This is a genomic window from Pseudoxanthomonas sp. G3, from assembly GCF_057654715.1.
Genome location: NZ_CM172805.1, coordinates 3,557,663 through 3,573,949, shown reverse-complemented (window position 1 = coordinate 3,573,949; position 16,287 = coordinate 3,557,663). Strand labels below are relative to the sequence as shown.

Annotated in this window: 14 protein-coding genes; 8 read left to right on the top strand and 6 right to left on the bottom strand. The window is 68.1% G+C overall.

All coding sequences use genetic code 11. From position 1 onward, the window contains the following. Window positions 1-37: 37 nt before the first annotated feature. Entirely contained in the window at window positions 38-955 is a 918-nt protein-coding gene (prmA, locus tag AC23D6_RS17210; protein ID WP_487750426.1) for a 50S ribosomal protein L11 methyltransferase, read from the bottom strand. Window positions 956-1,093: 138 nt separating this feature from the next. Between prmA and AC23D6_RS17205 the strand changes: the two genes are divergently transcribed. Together AC23D6_RS17205 and AC23D6_RS17200 are read left to right on the top strand one after the other, a co-directional pair. Beyond that, a complete protein-coding gene (locus AC23D6_RS17205) occupies window positions 1,094-2,032 on the top strand; it encodes a hypothetical protein (protein ID WP_487750425.1) in 939 nt (312 codons plus the stop codon). Next, on the top strand, window positions 2,029-2,385 hold the full coding sequence (locus AC23D6_RS17200) for a hypothetical protein (RefSeq protein WP_487750424.1): 357 nt from the start codon (window positions 2,029-2,031) through the stop codon (window positions 2,383-2,385). Before AC23D6_RS17205 ends, AC23D6_RS17200 begins: the two co-directional genes overlap by 4 nt. Before the next feature lie 77 nt (window positions 2,386-2,462). On the opposite strand, the gene AC23D6_RS17195 is transcribed toward AC23D6_RS17200, so the two are convergent. The 5 genes from AC23D6_RS17195 to aroQ form a co-directional block, all read right to left on the bottom strand. Beyond that, window positions 2,463-3,692 (bottom strand): hypothetical protein, encoded by a 1,230-nt coding sequence (locus AC23D6_RS17195; protein WP_487750423.1) that lies wholly within the window; start codon window positions 3,690-3,692, stop codon window positions 2,463-2,465. A 118-nt stretch (window positions 3,693-3,810) separates the two neighbouring features. Then, window positions 3,811-5,178, bottom strand: a complete 1,368-nt coding sequence (gene accC / locus AC23D6_RS17190; protein ID WP_487750422.1) for an acetyl-CoA carboxylase biotin carboxylase subunit — start codon at window positions 5,176-5,178, stop codon at window positions 3,811-3,813. Continuing rightward, entirely contained in the window at window positions 5,171-5,608 is a 438-nt protein-coding gene (locus tag AC23D6_RS17185; RefSeq protein ID WP_487750421.1) for a four helix bundle protein, read from the bottom strand. The genes accC and AC23D6_RS17185 overlap by 8 nt, the downstream gene beginning before the upstream one ends. Before the next feature lie 27 nt (window positions 5,609-5,635). Then, on the bottom strand, window positions 5,636-6,118 hold the full coding sequence (gene accB / locus AC23D6_RS17180; protein ID WP_487750420.1) for an acetyl-CoA carboxylase biotin carboxyl carrier protein: 483 nt from the start codon (window positions 6,116-6,118) through the stop codon (window positions 5,636-5,638). Between the two features lie 49 nt (window positions 6,119-6,167). After that, complete coding sequence (gene aroQ, locus AC23D6_RS17175; RefSeq protein WP_487750419.1) at window positions 6,168-6,608, bottom strand: type II 3-dehydroquinate dehydratase; 441 nt, start codon at window positions 6,606-6,608, stop codon at window positions 6,168-6,170. Window positions 6,609-6,828: 220 nt separating this feature from the next. On the opposite strand from aroQ, the gene AC23D6_RS17170 reads away from it, so the two are divergent. The 6 genes from AC23D6_RS17170 (at window position 6,829) to AC23D6_RS17145 (ending at window position 16,169) form a co-directional block, all read left to right on the top strand. Continuing rightward, window positions 6,829-7,275, top strand: coding sequence for an arsenate reductase/protein-tyrosine-phosphatase family protein (locus AC23D6_RS17170; RefSeq protein ID WP_487750418.1), 447 nt, complete (start codon window positions 6,829-6,831; stop codon window positions 7,273-7,275). Between the two features lie 186 nt (window positions 7,276-7,461). Beyond that, a complete protein-coding gene (locus AC23D6_RS17165) occupies window positions 7,462-9,822 on the top strand; it encodes a UDP-N-acetylglucosamine 2-epimerase (protein WP_487750417.1) in 2,361 nt (786 codons plus the stop codon). Between the two features lie 73 nt (window positions 9,823-9,895). Further along, entirely contained in the window at window positions 9,896-12,154 is a 2,259-nt protein-coding gene (locus AC23D6_RS17160; protein ID WP_487750416.1) for a polysaccharide biosynthesis tyrosine autokinase, read from the top strand. 13 nt (window positions 12,155-12,167) lie between these two features. Then, window positions 12,168-13,601: an asparagine synthase-related protein gene (locus tag AC23D6_RS17155; RefSeq protein WP_487750415.1), complete on the top strand. Its 1,434-nt coding sequence runs from the start codon at window positions 12,168-12,170 to the stop codon at window positions 13,599-13,601. Next, a complete protein-coding gene (locus tag AC23D6_RS17150) occupies window positions 13,601-14,650 on the top strand; it encodes a right-handed parallel beta-helix repeat-containing protein (protein WP_487750414.1) in 1,050 nt (349 codons plus the stop codon). Before AC23D6_RS17155 ends, AC23D6_RS17150 begins: the two co-directional genes overlap by 1 nt. A 343-nt stretch (window positions 14,651-14,993) precedes the next feature. Further along, window positions 14,994-16,169 carry a right-handed parallel beta-helix repeat-containing protein gene (locus AC23D6_RS17145; RefSeq protein WP_487750413.1) on the top strand — a complete coding sequence of 392 codons (1,176 nt, stop codon included), beginning with the start codon at window positions 14,994-14,996 and terminating at the stop codon, window positions 16,167-16,169. Window positions 16,170-16,287: the final 118 nt, after the last annotated feature.

Sequence of the window (16,287 nt, the reverse complement as noted above, 5' to 3'; positions counted from 1 at the left end):
CATGCACGCCCGCGCGCGTGTTGTGACCGGCGTGGTCTCAGCGGCGCACGCCGTCGATGCGCATCCAGTCGCCGTCCTGGGTGGCCCGAAGCGCATCGAACCAGCCGGCGTAGCGGACCAGCAGATCGTCTTCCTGTCCCTTGAGGATGCCCGACAACGCGATGCGGCCACCGGGCGCCACGCGCGCGGCCAGCGTCTCGGCCAACGCATCCAGCGCGGAGGCCAGGATGTTGGCCACGACCACGGGGTACGTGCTGACCGGTTCGTCTTCGGGGAGGTACACCTGGAGGCGTTCTTCGATCCCGTTGCGCTGTGCGTTGTCCGCGGTCGCCAGCAGGGCCTGCGGATCGTTATCCACGCCGATTGCGCCGGCAGCGCCGAGCTTGAGCGCGGCGAGCGCGAGGATGCCGGAGCCGCAGCCGAAATCGAGGACATGACGGCCCTGCAGTTCGCCATCCCCCGCCAGTCCGTCCAGCCAGCGCAGGCACAGGGCGGTGGTGGGGTGCGTGCCCGAACCGAAGGCCAGGCCGGGGTCCAGCCGCACGACGGCCGATCCGGGTGCTTGCGCCTCTTCGGGCACCTCGTGGTTCCAGGGCACGATGAAGGTGCGCGCGCCGAAGCGCATCGGCTTGAACTGGTCCAGCCAGGCGCGTTCCCAATCTTCGTCCGCCACGGTGCGGAAGCCGACCTGCGTCCAGTCCAGGCCGGGATCGAAGGCTTCCAGTGCGGCGAGCAGGGTGAGCGCATCGGTGTCGGCATCGAACAGGGCGGTGAGCACCAGCGATTTCCACAGCGGCGTTTCGCCCACGCCGGGCTCCAGGATGGCGCGCTCGTTGCCGGTGTCGGCATCGGCGTCCAGCAGCGTGACCGACAGCGCGCCGACGTCCTCCAGGGCGTTCTCGTAGCGCGGCTGCTCGGCTTCGGTGCAGCGCAGGGAGAGTTCCAGGTAGGGCATGGCGTGCGGCAACGGCAGGAGGGGTCGCCTAGTGTCTCACGCGCTCCAGGGCCGGGCCCGCGACGGAAGGCAGCCGCGGGCCGCCCGGCGCGATCCGCGTTCGTTGAAAGGCCGGGAAACGGCCGGGATAATGGCGGCGTGCCCCGGAAGCTGCTACTGCCGATCCTGCTCGTGGGCCTGCTGGGCGCGCTGGCGTGGATGCCATGGCGCCAGGCGGGGTGGAGACCCGCGGCCTTCTACGGCGAGGATGTCGAGGGCGTCGGGTTCGCGGTGTCACCGATCGAACGCATGGGCGCGCCGGCGTCGCGGCTGCGACCAGCGACTTTGCCCGCCGTGCCGGCCCTGTCGCCGCTGCGCCGCGGCTTCGAAGAGAGCACGGATCTGTTCGCGTACTCACGCGAACTGATGACCTGGGCCTCGGCCGGCGACGCCGACGCGATGTGGCTGCTCAGCCTGGTGCAGGACTATTGCGCGGGCTTCGCCGCCGATCCGGTCGGTTATGCGCAGGACACGCGCGTGATCGCGAAGCTGGGCCTGTCCGGTGGCGGGGCGATGCTGGCGGCGCGCCAGCGCGTGCAGCAGCGGTGTGCGCGTTTCGTGCCGCAGGATGGCTTCTCGCTGCCGATGATCGTCAACCAGCGCACGCAGGCGGCGCGCGCGGGCAGCCTGGCGGCAGAGGCCGCGCTGCTGGCGATGGATCGTCCACTTGAGCCCGGCGACGACTACCGGCGTGACCTGGTGCAGCGGGTGCTCGACTCCGGCGACCCTTACGCCTTCGTGGCCATCGCACCGGTGATGGGCAGCGTGGGCAGTGGCCGTGGCGAGACCCTTGGCGAAGTGTCCGGCAGCGAGTTGAGCGAGATCGCGTGGCGTATCGCCTCGTGCCGGCTCGGCATGGACTGCAGCCCGTCCGGCACGATGATGACCAACTACTGCGTCAATGGCGGGATCTGCTCGCAGGACGAAACGCAGGATTTCAGCACCTTCGCACGGGACGCCGGCGTCCCGCGGCAGGGTGAGGACAACGTGGAAGAGATGGTGGGCACCTTGCTGTCCCACACGGGAGTTGAAGGATGAAGTACAAGCGCACGCGGCCGGGAGTGAACCTCCTGGTCTGGGGCCTGGTGGTGGTGGCGTATGCGGCCGCCGCGGCGACCATCGTCATCGAGACGCGCAGTCCCGAATACCGCGACCTGTCGCGCGTGGGCCACATGACGGTCCATGCGCCCGACGAAGCGCGCCGGCTCGGCGCGGCCCAGGTCGCCGCGCTGTACCGCGCGCGCAGCGGTACGCCGTTTTCCACGCTCGCGCCCGGCAGCACGATCAAGGTCGTGTGGGCCGATGGCTCGGCGGAGACCGTGCGCATCACCGACCCGGCGTCGCCATTGGGTGTCGAACCGGTGCCGGGCACGCAGCAAGCGCCGCAATGACGTGACAGCGTCGCCGCGACGTGAGTGAAGAAGGGCCGGGAAGCGATCTCCCGGCCTTTTTTGTGCCGACGGGTCGGTCAGCCGCCGATGAGCCCTTTCAACAGGCTGCGCAACGGCTTCTTTTCTTCCTGCGGTGTCTCGGGATCCTGCGAGTCCGTGTCCTGCATCTGCGACAGGTCCATGCCGAGCATGGCGCTGCCCGTGGATTTGGTGCGCACGCGCACGTTCCACTCCGGATTCCACGGCTGCTTCGGATCGGCCGGCTTGGGCGGCCACGCGATGTGGCTTTCGGGACCGTAGGCGATGATGCTGAGCAAGCCACCGCCGCCGTCGCGGCCGCCTTCGCCAGGCGCGGAGAAGATGCCCTTCGGCACCGCGCATTGCGTGGTGGCGGGCGGCAGCAGGACTTTCTCCTTCGTCCAGCGGTCGATCAGCGAACCGGTCAGGTAATCGAAGACGCCTTGCCCCGCATCGGGCACCTCGGCGCTGCTCCACAGCACTACGTCCTTGCCTTTCGTGCCGACGGCATGGAGGAAGTACGCCTGCGCGCGATCGACCGGCGCCCAGCGCCATGTCTGTCCTTCAGCCAGTGAACCGGTGCTCTGCAGATCGATCTTCGGCATGAAGTCGGCGACCTGCTTGAGCTCGAACTTCAGCGATGCCGGCACGCCCTGGCCGGTGATCTGGTGCGCACCCTGAAGAGATGCGCCATCGGGCACGCGCTTGCCCGACTTCGGATTCGGCCACAGCGCGTAGGCGGGATCGGATTCGATATCGCGATCCGGTGCGTAGCGTCCCTGCATCGATCCGCTCACCTCCACCTTCCCGCCACTCGCGCTGATGCTGATGATCTTCGGCTGTCCCTTGCGCACGGCGGTGCCGCAGCCCCAGTAGATCAGCAGGCGCTGCTGGCCTTCCGGTGGCGTGTACTCGCCGCTGCGGTCGGAGGGCGCGGCGGTGCGCACCGGCGGCACCAGCGGCAGCGACTTGCCCAGGCGCAGGCCGGCAGGAATGCGCTGCTCGGCGTCCTTGCCGGGGTTGAGGCGGTTGTACAGGGCGATGTCGAGGTACTGCCCCGTCATCATCGGCATTCGCGTCTGTCCGTAGTGCGCCTGCTGCCCGCCGCCGCCCATCATGCGCGAGGCCATGCCGCCGAGCGGGCCCAGGTCGGGCATGCCGGCCATCTGGTGGGTGGCGACGTCGATCCAGACCTGCGTGGGAGGGCCGGAGGTCGTTGCGCTAGCGGCAGGCGCGGCCGCGATGACGGTGGCGAGGGCCAGGAACAGGGGGCGTGGCAGGGGACGCATCGTGCGTTCTCGTCGGGGGATCCTTCTCCTCCAACGCCGGAGCGGTGTCCTGCCGGACACGCGCCGTACTCAGCTTTCGCCATAGGCGGCCCCGCGGTGGACGCGGGGCCGGGGTGCATCAGACCAGCGAGATCGCCTTGTTCTTGCGTTCGGCCAGGCGCTTTTCCAAGTAGTGGATGTTCTGGCCGCCAGCCTGGAAGCCCTGGTCGCGCATGATGCGCTGCTGCAGCGGGATGTTGGTCTTGATCCCGTCGATGACCATCTCGCTGAGCGCGACGCGCATGCGCGCGATCGCGGTGTCGCGGTCCGGACCGTGCACGATGAGTTTGGCGATCATCGAGTCGTAGTTCGGCGGCACGCGGTAGCCTTCGTAGATGTGCGTGTCCACGCGCACACCGGGGCCGCCCGGCGGATGGAAGTGCTGGATCAGGCCGGGATGCGGCATGAACGTATCGGGGTCTTCCGCGTTGATGCGGCACTCAATGGCATGGCCGCGGAGCACGATGTCGCTCTGCTTGATGGTCAGCTTCTGGCCGGCGGCGATGCGGAGCTGTTCGCAGACCAGGTCGATGCCGGTAATGCGTTCGGTGACCGGATGTTCCACCTGGATGCGGGTGTTCATCTCGATGAAATAGAAGCGGCCGTCCTCGAACAGGAATTCGAACGTGCCCGCGCCGCGGTAGCCGATGCGGATACACGCTTCCACGCAGACCTTGCCGATCTCGTTACGGAGTTCCTCGGTGATGCCGGGCGCCGGCGCTTCCTCGACCACCTTCTGGTGGCGTCGCTGCATCGAGCAGTCGCGCTCGCCCAGGTGGATGGCGTTGCCCTGGCCGTCGGCGAGCACCTGGATCTCCACGTGGCGCGGATTCTCCAGGAACTTCTCCATGTAGACCTCGCCGTTGCCGAAGGCCGCCTTGGCTTCCGACTTGGTGGTCTCGATGGCCGCCTTCAGCGCGCCTTCGACATGCACCACGCGCATGCCGCGGCCGCCGCCGCCGCCCGCGGCCTTGATGATCACCGGATAGCCGATCTCGCGCGCGATCTTGGTGTTGGCGACGATGTCGTCGCCCAGCGGGCCCCCGCTGCCGGGCACGCACGGCACGCCGGCGGCCTGCATCGCGCGGATCGCCTCCACCTTGTCGCCCATCATGCGGATGGTGTCGGCCTTGGGGCCGATGAAGATGAAGCCGGACTGCTCCACGCGCTCGGCGAAGTCGGCGTTCTCCGACAGGAAGCCGTAGCCGGGATGGATGGCCTGCGCGTCGGTCACCTCGGCCGCGGCGATGATCGCCGGGATGTTGAGGTAGCTGTCCTTCGATGCCGCCGGGCCGATGCAGACGGATTCGTCGGCCATGGCCACGTGCTTGAGGTTGCGGTCCACGGTGGAATGCACCGCGACCGTGCGGATGCCGAGGGTGTGGCAGGCGCGCAGGATGCGCAGCGCGATCTCACCCCGGTTGGCGATAACGACTTTATCAAGCATGGGATTCGGGATTCGTGATTGGGGATTCGTAAGAGGCGGGCGTCTGGCGGACGCTGCGCGGCGAGGAGTCCAGCGAGCGGATCAATGCATTGAGTCGGGCGAATGTGCGGTCGATCAGGTCCTCGATCGAGTTGCCTGCTTCTACGTAAGCGAGGCGGCGTGCAATCTCGACCTGTGTGCTTATCTCGGCCAGTGAGCCTCGCGCCATCGAGAGGAAGCGCAGATACTCGTTAGTCGAGCGGCGCGCAGCGCCTTCCGCGATGTTCGACGGGACGCTTACCGAGGCGCGGCGCAACTGCATGGCCAGGCCGAGTCGTTCCGATTCGGGAAACGAAGCCGTGAGCCGGTAGGTCGCTTCGACAAGCGACATCGCATCGCGCCAGACATCCAGGCGCTCATGCGGCCGCTGCTTTGACGAATCACGAATCACGAATGACGAATCCCGTCGTGGTCGGCCTCAGCCGATCACGAACAGCGGCTGATCGAACTCGATCGGCTGGCCACTCTCGGCCAGGATCGACAGCACGGTGCCGGACACGTCGGCTTCGATGGGGTTGAACATCTTCATGGCTTCGATGATCGCCAGCGTCTCGCCGGCCTTCACGGCCTGGCCGACCGCGACGAATGCCGGCTTGTCCGGCGACGGCGAGGCGTAGAACGTGCCGACCATCGGGGCGCGCACCACGTGTCCGTCGGGCAGCGCATTGCCGGCCTTGGCGGTGCCGCCGGTCGAGGCTTCGGTAGGCGAGCTCATCGGCATCGGCGCGGCGGGGCGCGCTTCCACCGGGGCCGCCATCACCGGCGCGGCGGCCTGGACGGCGTAGCCGCCCTTCGGGGCGCGCGCCAGGCGCACGGATTCTTCGCCTTCCTTGATCTCGATTTCGGCCAGGTTCGACTCTTCCAGCAGGTCGATCAGTTTCTTGATTTTGCGGAGATCCATGGGAGCCTCGTGGTTGAACGCTGTTCCCCGCAGGGAACAAGAAGGAAAGTCAGGCCGGCAGCCGCTGCAGGGCGGCGTCCAGCGCGTAGCGGTAGCTGTCGGCCCCGAAGCCGCAGACCACGCCCACCGCCTTGTCGCTGACGTAGCTGGTATGACGGAAGGGCTCGCGGCTGTGCGGGTTGGACAAATGGACTTCGATGAAGGGCAGGGACACTGCCGCCAGCGCGTCGCGGATCGCGACGGACGTGTGGGTGAACGCGGCCGGATTGATCAGGATGAAGGCGGTGCCGTCGGTGCGGGCGGCCTGGATGCGGTCGACCAGGGCGTGCTCGGCATTGGATTGGAACGCCTCCAACTGGTGGCCGGCGGCCTGCGCCTGCGCCGCGAGCGCCAGGTCGATGTCTGCCAGCGTCGTGTGGCCATAGACCTCCGGCTCGCGTGTGCCGAGCAGGTTGAGGTTGGGGCCATGCAGGACCAGCAGTTTCGCCATTCGCGCCTCCAGCGGAAGGGCGGCAGTCTGCGCGATGCGGGGGATACTGTCCAGTTCGCCGAAGTTTATGTCGTTTTAAGCGATTGTTTGAATCGTGCGGGGTGCCTCGGGTCTGGGCGCCCCTATATGAATGTCTCGCGTCACCTCACGCAACGTTCGCGCGACACGGCCGGCGCTTGGCCTAGGCTGGCGCTCCGTGTTGACCGAGGATCCGCGCCCTTTGTTCACCTTGCACGTCGTCTGCATGGGCAACCTCTGCCGCAGTCCGATCGCCGCGGCGCTGTTCCAGGCCCGGGTACCGGCGGGGCGTTGCACCGTCGTCTCGTCGGGACTGGCGGCACAGGCTGGCCGGCCGGTCGACCCCGGCGCGATCGCCGTCCTCGAGCGGCACGGCCTGCGTGCGCTGGACACCGTGGCGCGCCCCTTCGATCCCGGTGCCGTCGGACCATGCGATCTGGTGCTGGCCATGCAGCGACGGCACCTGCAGGCGTTGCGCGCGCAGGCGCTCGACGCGCGCGCACGGATGCATCTGCTGGGGCGCTGGACGCGACCGCGCGAGATCGATGATCCGATCGGCGGCAGCGACGAGGATTTTGAACGCGCGTTCGTGGCGATCGCGCGCAGCGTGGACGCGTGGTGCGCACGCGACCGTCGATTGTCCACATGAACGCGTGCGCGTATCGCCCTCCATGTTCCTGACTGGTGCGTTACGCCTCGACGTCCATTTCATGCGCTCATCAAATTCCTGTCCGTAGCCTCGGGTCACTCAACAGCGCCCCGTGTTGACGCGCAGGATCCCGAACGGACCAGGGTTCCTTGGGGGCAATCGTCCACAGCAAACCCTGGGTGACAGATGGAGAATGCAAGGGTCGTCGCGGCAAGCGCCATCGCGCTCGCTGCCACGCTGTTCACCATATTCTCGATGCGGCCATGGGCCCGGCGGGTCGGTCTGGTCGACCGTCCCAGCGGGCGTAAGCAGCACGTCGGCCGTGTGCCGGTGATCGGTGGCATCTGTTTCTTCGTTGGCACGCTGGTCGGCCTGGGGTATCTGGGCTACGTCGACCGTTTCGTCATGAGCCTGATGATGGGGAGCGCGCTGATCGTCGCGATCGGCGTCGCCGACGACATCAGCCACCTGAGCGTGCGCAGCCGCCTGCTGGTGGAGGCGGCCATCGTCGGCCTCGTCATCCTCAGTACCGGCTACTACCTCGACCATGTCGGCGGCCTCGTCCCGCTCTTCGATCTGCGCCTGGGCCTGATCGGCATCCCGGTCACGATCGTCGCGGTGATCGGGCTGATGAACGCGTTCAACATGATGGACGGCATCGATGGCCTGGCCGCTTCCACGGCGATGGTCTCGATCGCGGCCATCCTGCTGTTCGCACACGACGGCGCGCCCGATGTCGGCGCCACGCTGATGCTGCAGATCCTGTTCGCGTCGTTGATCCCCTACGTGTTCGTCAACCTCGGTTGGCCGGACGGGCGCAAGATCTTCATGGGCGACGCAGGCAGCACGGTGATCGGCTTTCTCATCGGCTGGAGCCTGATCTACCTGAGCCAGCCGCGCGTGGGCCGGCTGGCGCCGGTCGAGGTGCTGTGGTGCGTGGCGCTGCCGCTGCTGGATACCGCAGCGGTGATGTACCGGCGCATGCGCCAGGGACGCTCCCCGTTCGCGGCCGATCGCCAACACCTGCATCACCTGCTGCTGGACCGCGGCCTGTCGGCGCAGGCGTCGCTGTGGACCATCGTGTCGATGGGGGCCGCGCTCGCGCTGTTGGGCTACGCCTTGCGCAACGTGCCGCAGCCGTTGAGCTTCCTGGTGTTCCTCGCGACGGCGGTGGGGTATGTCGTCGGCTTCCCGCGCCTGCTCGACGTGGCCGAACGCCGCCTTGTGTCCGGCCCTGCGTCCCGACCGGAACCGCGCGGTATACGTCGCGCGTTCCACGACGATGGCGAGTTGAACCATGCGCCGGTCTCCGCCCGCCCCCTCGGCCCGCGTCCGGTGGAGGCCCTGGCCAGCCTCGCCGGCCTGTCCGAAGACGAAAGACGCGAAGCACCGCTGCACGCGCTGTGCCTGATCAATGCCTCTTGCGAGGGTGCCGGCGTCGCGCCGATCGCACGGCGCCTCGCGGATGACGCACGCTTCCATGCCACGGTGTGCGTGGCCGAAGGCCAGGGCGGCGATACGGATCACCTGTTGCAGTTGTTCGGCCTGGAGGCGCAGGCGAGCCTTTCCAGCGAAGGTACGGGCGCGGACGCGCGCGCCGACGTGCAGGCCGAAGTGCAGCAGCTGCTCGGGGAAACGAAACCCGACGTCGTGGTCGTGCCCGGCGATGCGCCGCTGACGTTCGCGATGAGCCTGGCGGCGCATGCGCGCGACGTGCCGCTGGTCTGCGTGGATGCCGACGCGCCCGCCAGCGGCACCCCGCATTGGCCGAGCGAAGCCAGCCGGCGCATCGTGCAATCGCTTGCGGCGCTGCATGTGGCGCCGAGCGAAGTGACCGGCCGGCGCCTCAGCGGCGAAGGCGTGCCGCGCGAAACCATCCTGGTGCAGGCGGATGTGGCGGACGATGCATTGCGCACGGCGCTGCGCCAGATCCGCCGCGATGCCGACCTCGCGCGCGCGTTGGCCGAAGGCTTCGGCTTCCTGCGCGGCAACGCGCCGCTGCTGCTTGCCGTCAGCGCGCGGGGCGATACGCCCGGACAGGGCGCGTTCTCCGATGCGCTGGCGATGGTCGCGCGGCGGCGTCCCGACGTGGACATCGTCTGGGTCGGTGGCGTGGGCGTGGCTCCCGGCGAGGGGGGCGATCCGTTGCAGACCTTCGCGAACGTCCATCCGATGGACATCGACGATTTCCTCGCCTGGGCCTACCTGCTGGAGCGCGCCCACCTGGTGCTGGTGGGCAGCGGTGCGCCGCCGCCGCGTCGCCTGCTCGGCAAGCCGGTGCTGGTGGCGCAGGAAGAATTCGCGGGAACGGAAGCCGGCGCTGTTGCGATCGGCACCACGCCGGTGGCGATCGCCGGCCGCGTGCTGACGCTGCTGGGCGACGATGCGGTCTACATGTCGCTGTGCGCCGCGCCCGACCTGGACATTCCACGCGAGGACGGCTGCGCGCCGGTGCTCGAAGCGCTGGCCGGCCTGCGCGCGCCGTCCATCGTCCGTGCCACGCCCCACGACCTGGGCGAACCGATCAATGCGCGGGCCGCGTCATGACGGCGGCCCGGCTCCCACGCGCGCGCCACGTACGACGGTGCGCCCACCACACGACATGCCAGCGAGGTAACCCATGGCGAGCCATCTGATCACGCGCCGCGGCGCGGACCGACCGTCCGTCGCGTCGGAAACCCTGCGCAACGATGACGTCGACATTCCCGCCCTGGTTTCCACCCTGGGCGCGAAGAAGAAACTCATCCTGTTCGGTACCGCGGCGTTCGTCCTCGCCAGCATGGCGTACCTCGCGGTGGTCACGCCGAAGTACGAGGCGAACGCGGTGGTCCAGGTGGAAAGCCGTCCGGCCATTCCGCCGGGATTGAGCCCGAACGCCGCGATGCAGGCGCCGCCGGCGATCCCGACGCCGGGGACGACCGAAGTGCAGCTGCTCACGTCGCGTCGAGTGATCGGCGAGGCGATCACTCGCATGGACCTGGATATCGACGTGAAGCCCATGCACCTGCCGGTGGTCGGCGACTTCATCGCGCGTCGCTACCAGCAGTCCAACCCCGGCCAGCTCGCATCGCCGTGGTTTGGCCTTTCCCGGTTCGGCTGGGGTGGGGAGGTGCTCGACATCGCCCGGCTCGACGTGCCCGATCACCTGAAGGGCGTACCGATGGAGCTGACGGCGACGGGCCAGGGTGGCTATGTCCTGTCGGCGCAAGGTCAGGTGCTCGCGCGCGGCCGCGTGGGCACCCCGGTGAATGCGGGCGGCGTGGCCGTGCAGGTGCGACGCCTGTCGGCGAACCCGGGCATGCGCTTCCAGGTGACGCGCTACGATCCTTCGGCGGTCATGGCCGCGCTGAAGGAGAACATCAGCGCCACCGAGATGGGGCGCAACTCCGGCGTGATCGGCCTGGTCTATGCGCATGCCGATCCCGAGCGCGCGCGCCGGGTGCTCGATGAAGTCACCGGCGCCTACGTGCGCCAGAACGTCGCCCGCACGTCCGCCGAAGCCGCCAGCCGGCTGAAGTTCGTCACCGAACAGCTGCCGAAGGTGCGCGAAGAGCTCGCCAAGGCGCAGGCGGCCCTGACCGCATACCAGACCCGGACCCAGACGCTGGACGTGGCGACGCAGAACCGCGCGCTGCTCGACCAGACCATCGCGCTGGATTCCAGCATCCAGCAGCTGCGCATCAAGATGACCGAGGTGGAGAACCGCTATACCGCGGCGCATCCGACGTATCGCGCGCTGCAGGACCAGATCAATCGCTTCCAGGGCGAGCGCAATGGGCTGCAGGGCAGGATCCACGACCTGCCGGACACGCAGCAGGTGCTGTTCCGCCTGAACCGCGATGTCGAGGTCACCAACCAGACCTACGCCAACCTGCTGGACCAGGCGCAGCAGCTCGAGATCGCGAAGGCGAGCGCGGTGGGCAATGCGCGCGTGATCGATCCGGCGGCGGTGAACCTCAACAGCCCGGCCTGGCCGAAGCCGCTGCCGGTGCTGGCGGCCGGCACGCTGCTGGGCCTGATGGTGATGGTGGTGCTGGTCCTGCTGCAGCAGATGTTCCGTCGCGGCGTGGAAGACCCGGTCGATATCGAACTGCTGGGCCTGCCGGTCTATGCGTCGATTCCACTGAGCAAGAAGGGGCAGGCGCTGACCCACCGCATGGGCCACCGCCGTCGCGACGGCAAGTCGCGCCTGCTGGCCCTCAACGCACCGGCCGACCTCGCGATGGAGGCGCTGCGCTCGCTGCGCACCAGTCTGCACTTCGCCCGCATGCGTACGCGCAACAATCTGCTGATGATCTCCGCGCCGAGTCCGGGCGTGGGCAAGACCTTCATCTGCGCCAATCTGGCCGTGACCATTGCCCAGACCGGCCAGCGCGTGCTGCTGATCGACGCCGACATGCGCCGCGGCACGCTGCACGATGCCGTCGGCGTGCGCTGGGAGAATGGCTTGTCGGACGTGATCGCCGGACGCGTCGAGCTGGACGACGCGGTCCGCCGGGTCGCCGGCGCCGAGAACCTCTCCTTCATCTCGCGCGGTGCGATTCCCTCCAATCCTTCCGAACTGCTGATGCACGAGAACTTCAGCGATCTGCTGAAGCGGGTCTCCGGCGAATACGACATCGTGCTGATCGATACGCCGCCGGTGCTCGCGGTGACCGACGCGGCGGTCATCGGCCACCACGCGGGCACCTGCCTGATGGTCGTGCGCTGGGGCCTCAACCAGCAGCGCGAGATCGCGCTGGCCAAGCAGCGGCTGGAACAGAACGGCGTGGAGGTGAAGGGCGCCATCTTCAACGGCGTGGAGAAGCGGGGTGCGGGCGAATACGCCTACACCTACTACGAATACCTGCCTGCACCGCGCGCCGGCCGGGCGCATTGAGGAGGCGCCGTCGATGCAGATCACGATGTCGCCGTACTACGGCACGCCCGACTTCACCGTGCTGGACCGCCATCCGGAATACCACCGGGTCGATCCGGTGTCGGTGGCGGACCTGCTGCGCAACGCCTTCGTCTATCCCCCACATTCGATCTACGAAGGGGTCAAGCTGGTGACGTTCGGCTTCTCGGCGCATCAGGACATGCGCGACGAACCGGATTTCCGCTTCAAGTTCCGCAATGCAGGCGAGGTCCCGGAAGTCGCGGACCGGCCGCAGGACTGGATCGCCGTTTACCACCGCATGCTGTGCGACGCGATCACGCGCACCTGCAGCGGCATGCGTTCGCCATGGCAGCTGCAGAGCGGCGGCAAGGACTCCACCACGCTGGCGATCGCCCTCGCGGACGCGCGTCCGGACACCACCTGCATCACGTATCTCGGCGGGCGCGAGGAGAACGAACTGGCTTCGGCGCGCCATGTGGCGTCCCGCCTGGGCCTACGGCATGAAGCGCTGACCTGCGATCCCGGGCGCGCCTACGACCGCTATCTGGCGCTGGCGCCGCGCATGCCGCTGCTGACGGCGGATTTCGCGCTGCTGTCCTATGCGGACCTGGCCACCGAGGTGGCGGCGCGCGGCGGCGACGGCGTCGTCGACGGACTCGGCGCCGACAGCTACTTCGGCACGCCCGTCGACCTGCAGCAGCGGCTGACGGTGCGCATGGCGCGCGGCCTGAGATTGCCGTTCGATGCGACCGGCCTGCCCGGCGTGTCGGCCAGCTTCCCGCTGTGTTTCGTGCTGGGTACGCTGCAGATGACGCCGATCGAACGGGTCTTCCCCGGGTCGCGCTTCAACGATGCCGAAGTGGATGCGCTGTTCGGCAGCGACATGGCGCGCCGTTCCCGCGAGCGCCTGTCGCTGTTCGAGAAGGAGATCGCTTCAGCGACCAGCGCGTGGGAGTGGCGCGACATGTCGATGTCCATCGCCGGTTCGGCGGGCGCGTTCGCAAAGGGTCTCTACACCGCGCATGCGGCCGGGCTGGGCGCGGCCTATCCCTTCTGCGACAGGGCGCTGCGCGAGTGGATCCACCACGAGGTGCCGCGCCGGCAGAAGGTGGATCCGGAGACCGGGCTCAACAAGGTCCTGATCCGCCGGCATATCGCCGCGCATTTCGGCGAGCTCCCGTACGTGCAGCGCAAGGGCAGCTTCCGCTTCGATGTCTGCGGCCTGGCGGCGCAGCGGTTCGATCAGGTCCACGCGTTCGCCACGCAGGCGCGCGACCTGCTGCCCGGCGCGCCGGCCTGGCTGGAGCGCAATCGCGACCGCCTGGGCAACAAGTACCACGCTTCGAAGTTCTACCTGCTGGCGGTGGTGCTGCCCTGGCTGGTCGCGCGTGCGCATGTCCGGGCGGACGCCGCGTCGCAGCCGCGCCAGGACGCGGTCGCCGCCTGATGCCACTCACCCGACGGCGACTGCTGGGCGCCGGCGCCGGGCTGGCGCTGACGACCGCGCTGTCGGCTACGCGTGCGCTCGCGCTGGATGCGCGCGATTTCGGTGCTCGCGGGGACGGCGTCAGCGACGACACGCGTGCGCTTCAGGCCGCCATCGACGCCCTGCCTGCCGACGGCACGCTGGTGCTCGGGCCGGGCAACTACGTCGTCGATCCCGAGCGCAGCCTCCGTCTGCATTCGCGCATGCATCTTTCGATGGCGCCCGACGCGCGGTTGGTCGCCAGGGCCAATGCTGCGCCGAGGGCGTATGTCCTGCTGATCGAAGACGTGCACGACGTGCAGGTCAGCGGCGGGCGGATCATCGGCGACCGCGACCATCACCTGGCGACCACAGGCGAGTGGGGGCACGGCATCATGGTGCGGGGCGCGGAGCGCGTGAGGTTGCGCGACCTGCACATCGCCAAGTGTTGGGGCGACGGCATTTCGGTCGGCGGCATCAGCGGCGCCCGCGTGCGGCCCAGCCGCGACATCCGCATCGAGGACGTGGTCTGCACCGGCAATCGCCGGCAGGGGCTGACGATCGGTCGGTCGCGCCATGTGCGCGTGCTGCGTTCCCACTTCCTCGCCACGCGGGGCACGTTGCCGGCGTGCGGCATCGATATCGAACCCGATCCGGGCGACGGCGCAGAGGATATCGGCATCGAAGCCTGCACGATGCGCGGCAACCATGGCGCGGGCCTGCAGGTGTACGAGCGCGGTCGCCGCATCACCGTGCGCCGCTGCGTCATCCGGGGCAACCGCGGCGACGGTGTTCTGATCCGCGGCGGCGAGGATTGCATCCTCGAGGACAATGACATCGCCGACAACGGTCTGCGTGGCGTCGTGGTGCGGGGCGGCGGGCGCGGCATCATCGTGGCCGGCAACCGGTTCTCGGGCAACGCGGTCGGTTTGCGGCGACAGAAGCCGCAAGCGATGAAGGGCTGGATGCACGTCGATGTGGCGAAGACCGCGACGGACGTGCGCATCGAGCGGAGCAACCGCTTCGAGTAATACATCGCTTCGATGCGCACGAAGTGGGCGCATCCGGCCGGACAAGCGGCCTCATCCGCGCTGAGCAAGCGGACTCAACCACGATCACTTTCGTGAAAACGCGTGACGGCGTTCGCGTGAACAACATGTGCACGCGCGAAGTGTTTGAAAGCGTTCACAGATACGCCGTTGCGTTAACCAGCGGTTGCTTCTCCATCGCTATAGTCGCCCCCGTCGCGATTTTCACGCGGCGATCACTCGGCATGTTTTCCGACGGGCACTTGCCCGCAAGGGGTTACTTTTTGTGAAGAAGAATGTACTCGTGCACACCGTGCGCGAGGCTGGGATGCCTCGGCGCGATTTCATGCGAAAGTCGATGCTGATGGCGCTGCCCGCCATCGGCGTGGCCAGCGGCATCCCGCGTGCGGTCGCGGCCGTGATGGCGGGCAACATGCCGGCGATGTCGATGTCTGCTGCGGCCGTCTACGAGCCGCCGCTGCGCGCGCGCGGCAGCACGACGCTCAACGTGCGCAACTGGGGTGCGGCGGGCGACGGTGCGCGCGACGACACGACGTCGTTCCAGTCCGCCATCGACGCGCTGCCCTCCACCGGCGGCACGGTGTACGTGCCGGATGGCGACTACGTGATCGATCCGACGCGCAATGTTCGCCTGCGCAGCAATATGCACCTGGAGCTGGCGCCGGGCGCCGTCCTGCGCGCCAAGCGCAACGACCAGGAGCGCGCCTACGTGCTGATGGCCTACAAGGTCAGCAACGTGGAGATCTCCGGCGGCCGCATCATCGGCGACCGCGACAACCACCTGGGTACGACCGGCGAGTGGGGCCACGGCATCATGATCCGCGGCTCCTCGCAGGTGACCGTGCGCGACATCCATGTGTCCAGGTGCTGGGGCGACGGCGTCTCGATCGGCGGCGCCATGGTGACCAATGCGCCCACCATCCCGTGCAACGACGTGGTGATCGCGAACATCGTGAGCACCGGCAACCGCCGCCAGGGCCTGACCATCGGTTGCGCGACCAACGTCAAGGTGTACGACAGCGAGTTCAGCGACACCCGCGGCATCGCGCCCGAGTGCGGCATCGACGTGGAGCCGGACTCCAACGACGCGCGCGTCACCTCGACCGTACACATCGAGAACTGCGTGATGCGCGGCAATGCCGGCAACGGCCTGCTGCTCTACAAGCGCGTCAAGGGGGTGACGGTCAAACGCTGCACGCTGGAGTACAACGGCGGCCACGGCCTGCTGACCATCGGGCCGGAAAGCGGCTACATCGTCCAGAACACGATCCGGCACAACTACCTGGTCGGATTGATGCTGGGCGCCAGCACCTACAATTACCAGGTGAGCGGCAATGTGTTCCGCAACAACAACACGCGGCTGCACGGCGTCAACACGTTGGAAAACCCGCTGGTTTCGATGACGGGCCTGGTCGACGGCAACAAGGGCAACGGTGCGCACGTCGCGAAGGTCTCCACGGCCACCGAGATCCGGGTCACGACGAATTACTTCGCCAAGTAACTCGCGTGGGTGAAGAGTGCGTCAAGAGGCGGCCGCAGGGCCGCCTCTTCCGTTTCGGGCGTTCACGCAGGCCTGCGCCTTGTGGTGAGTGCGTCAATGGATTCGCGGAGGTCGTTTC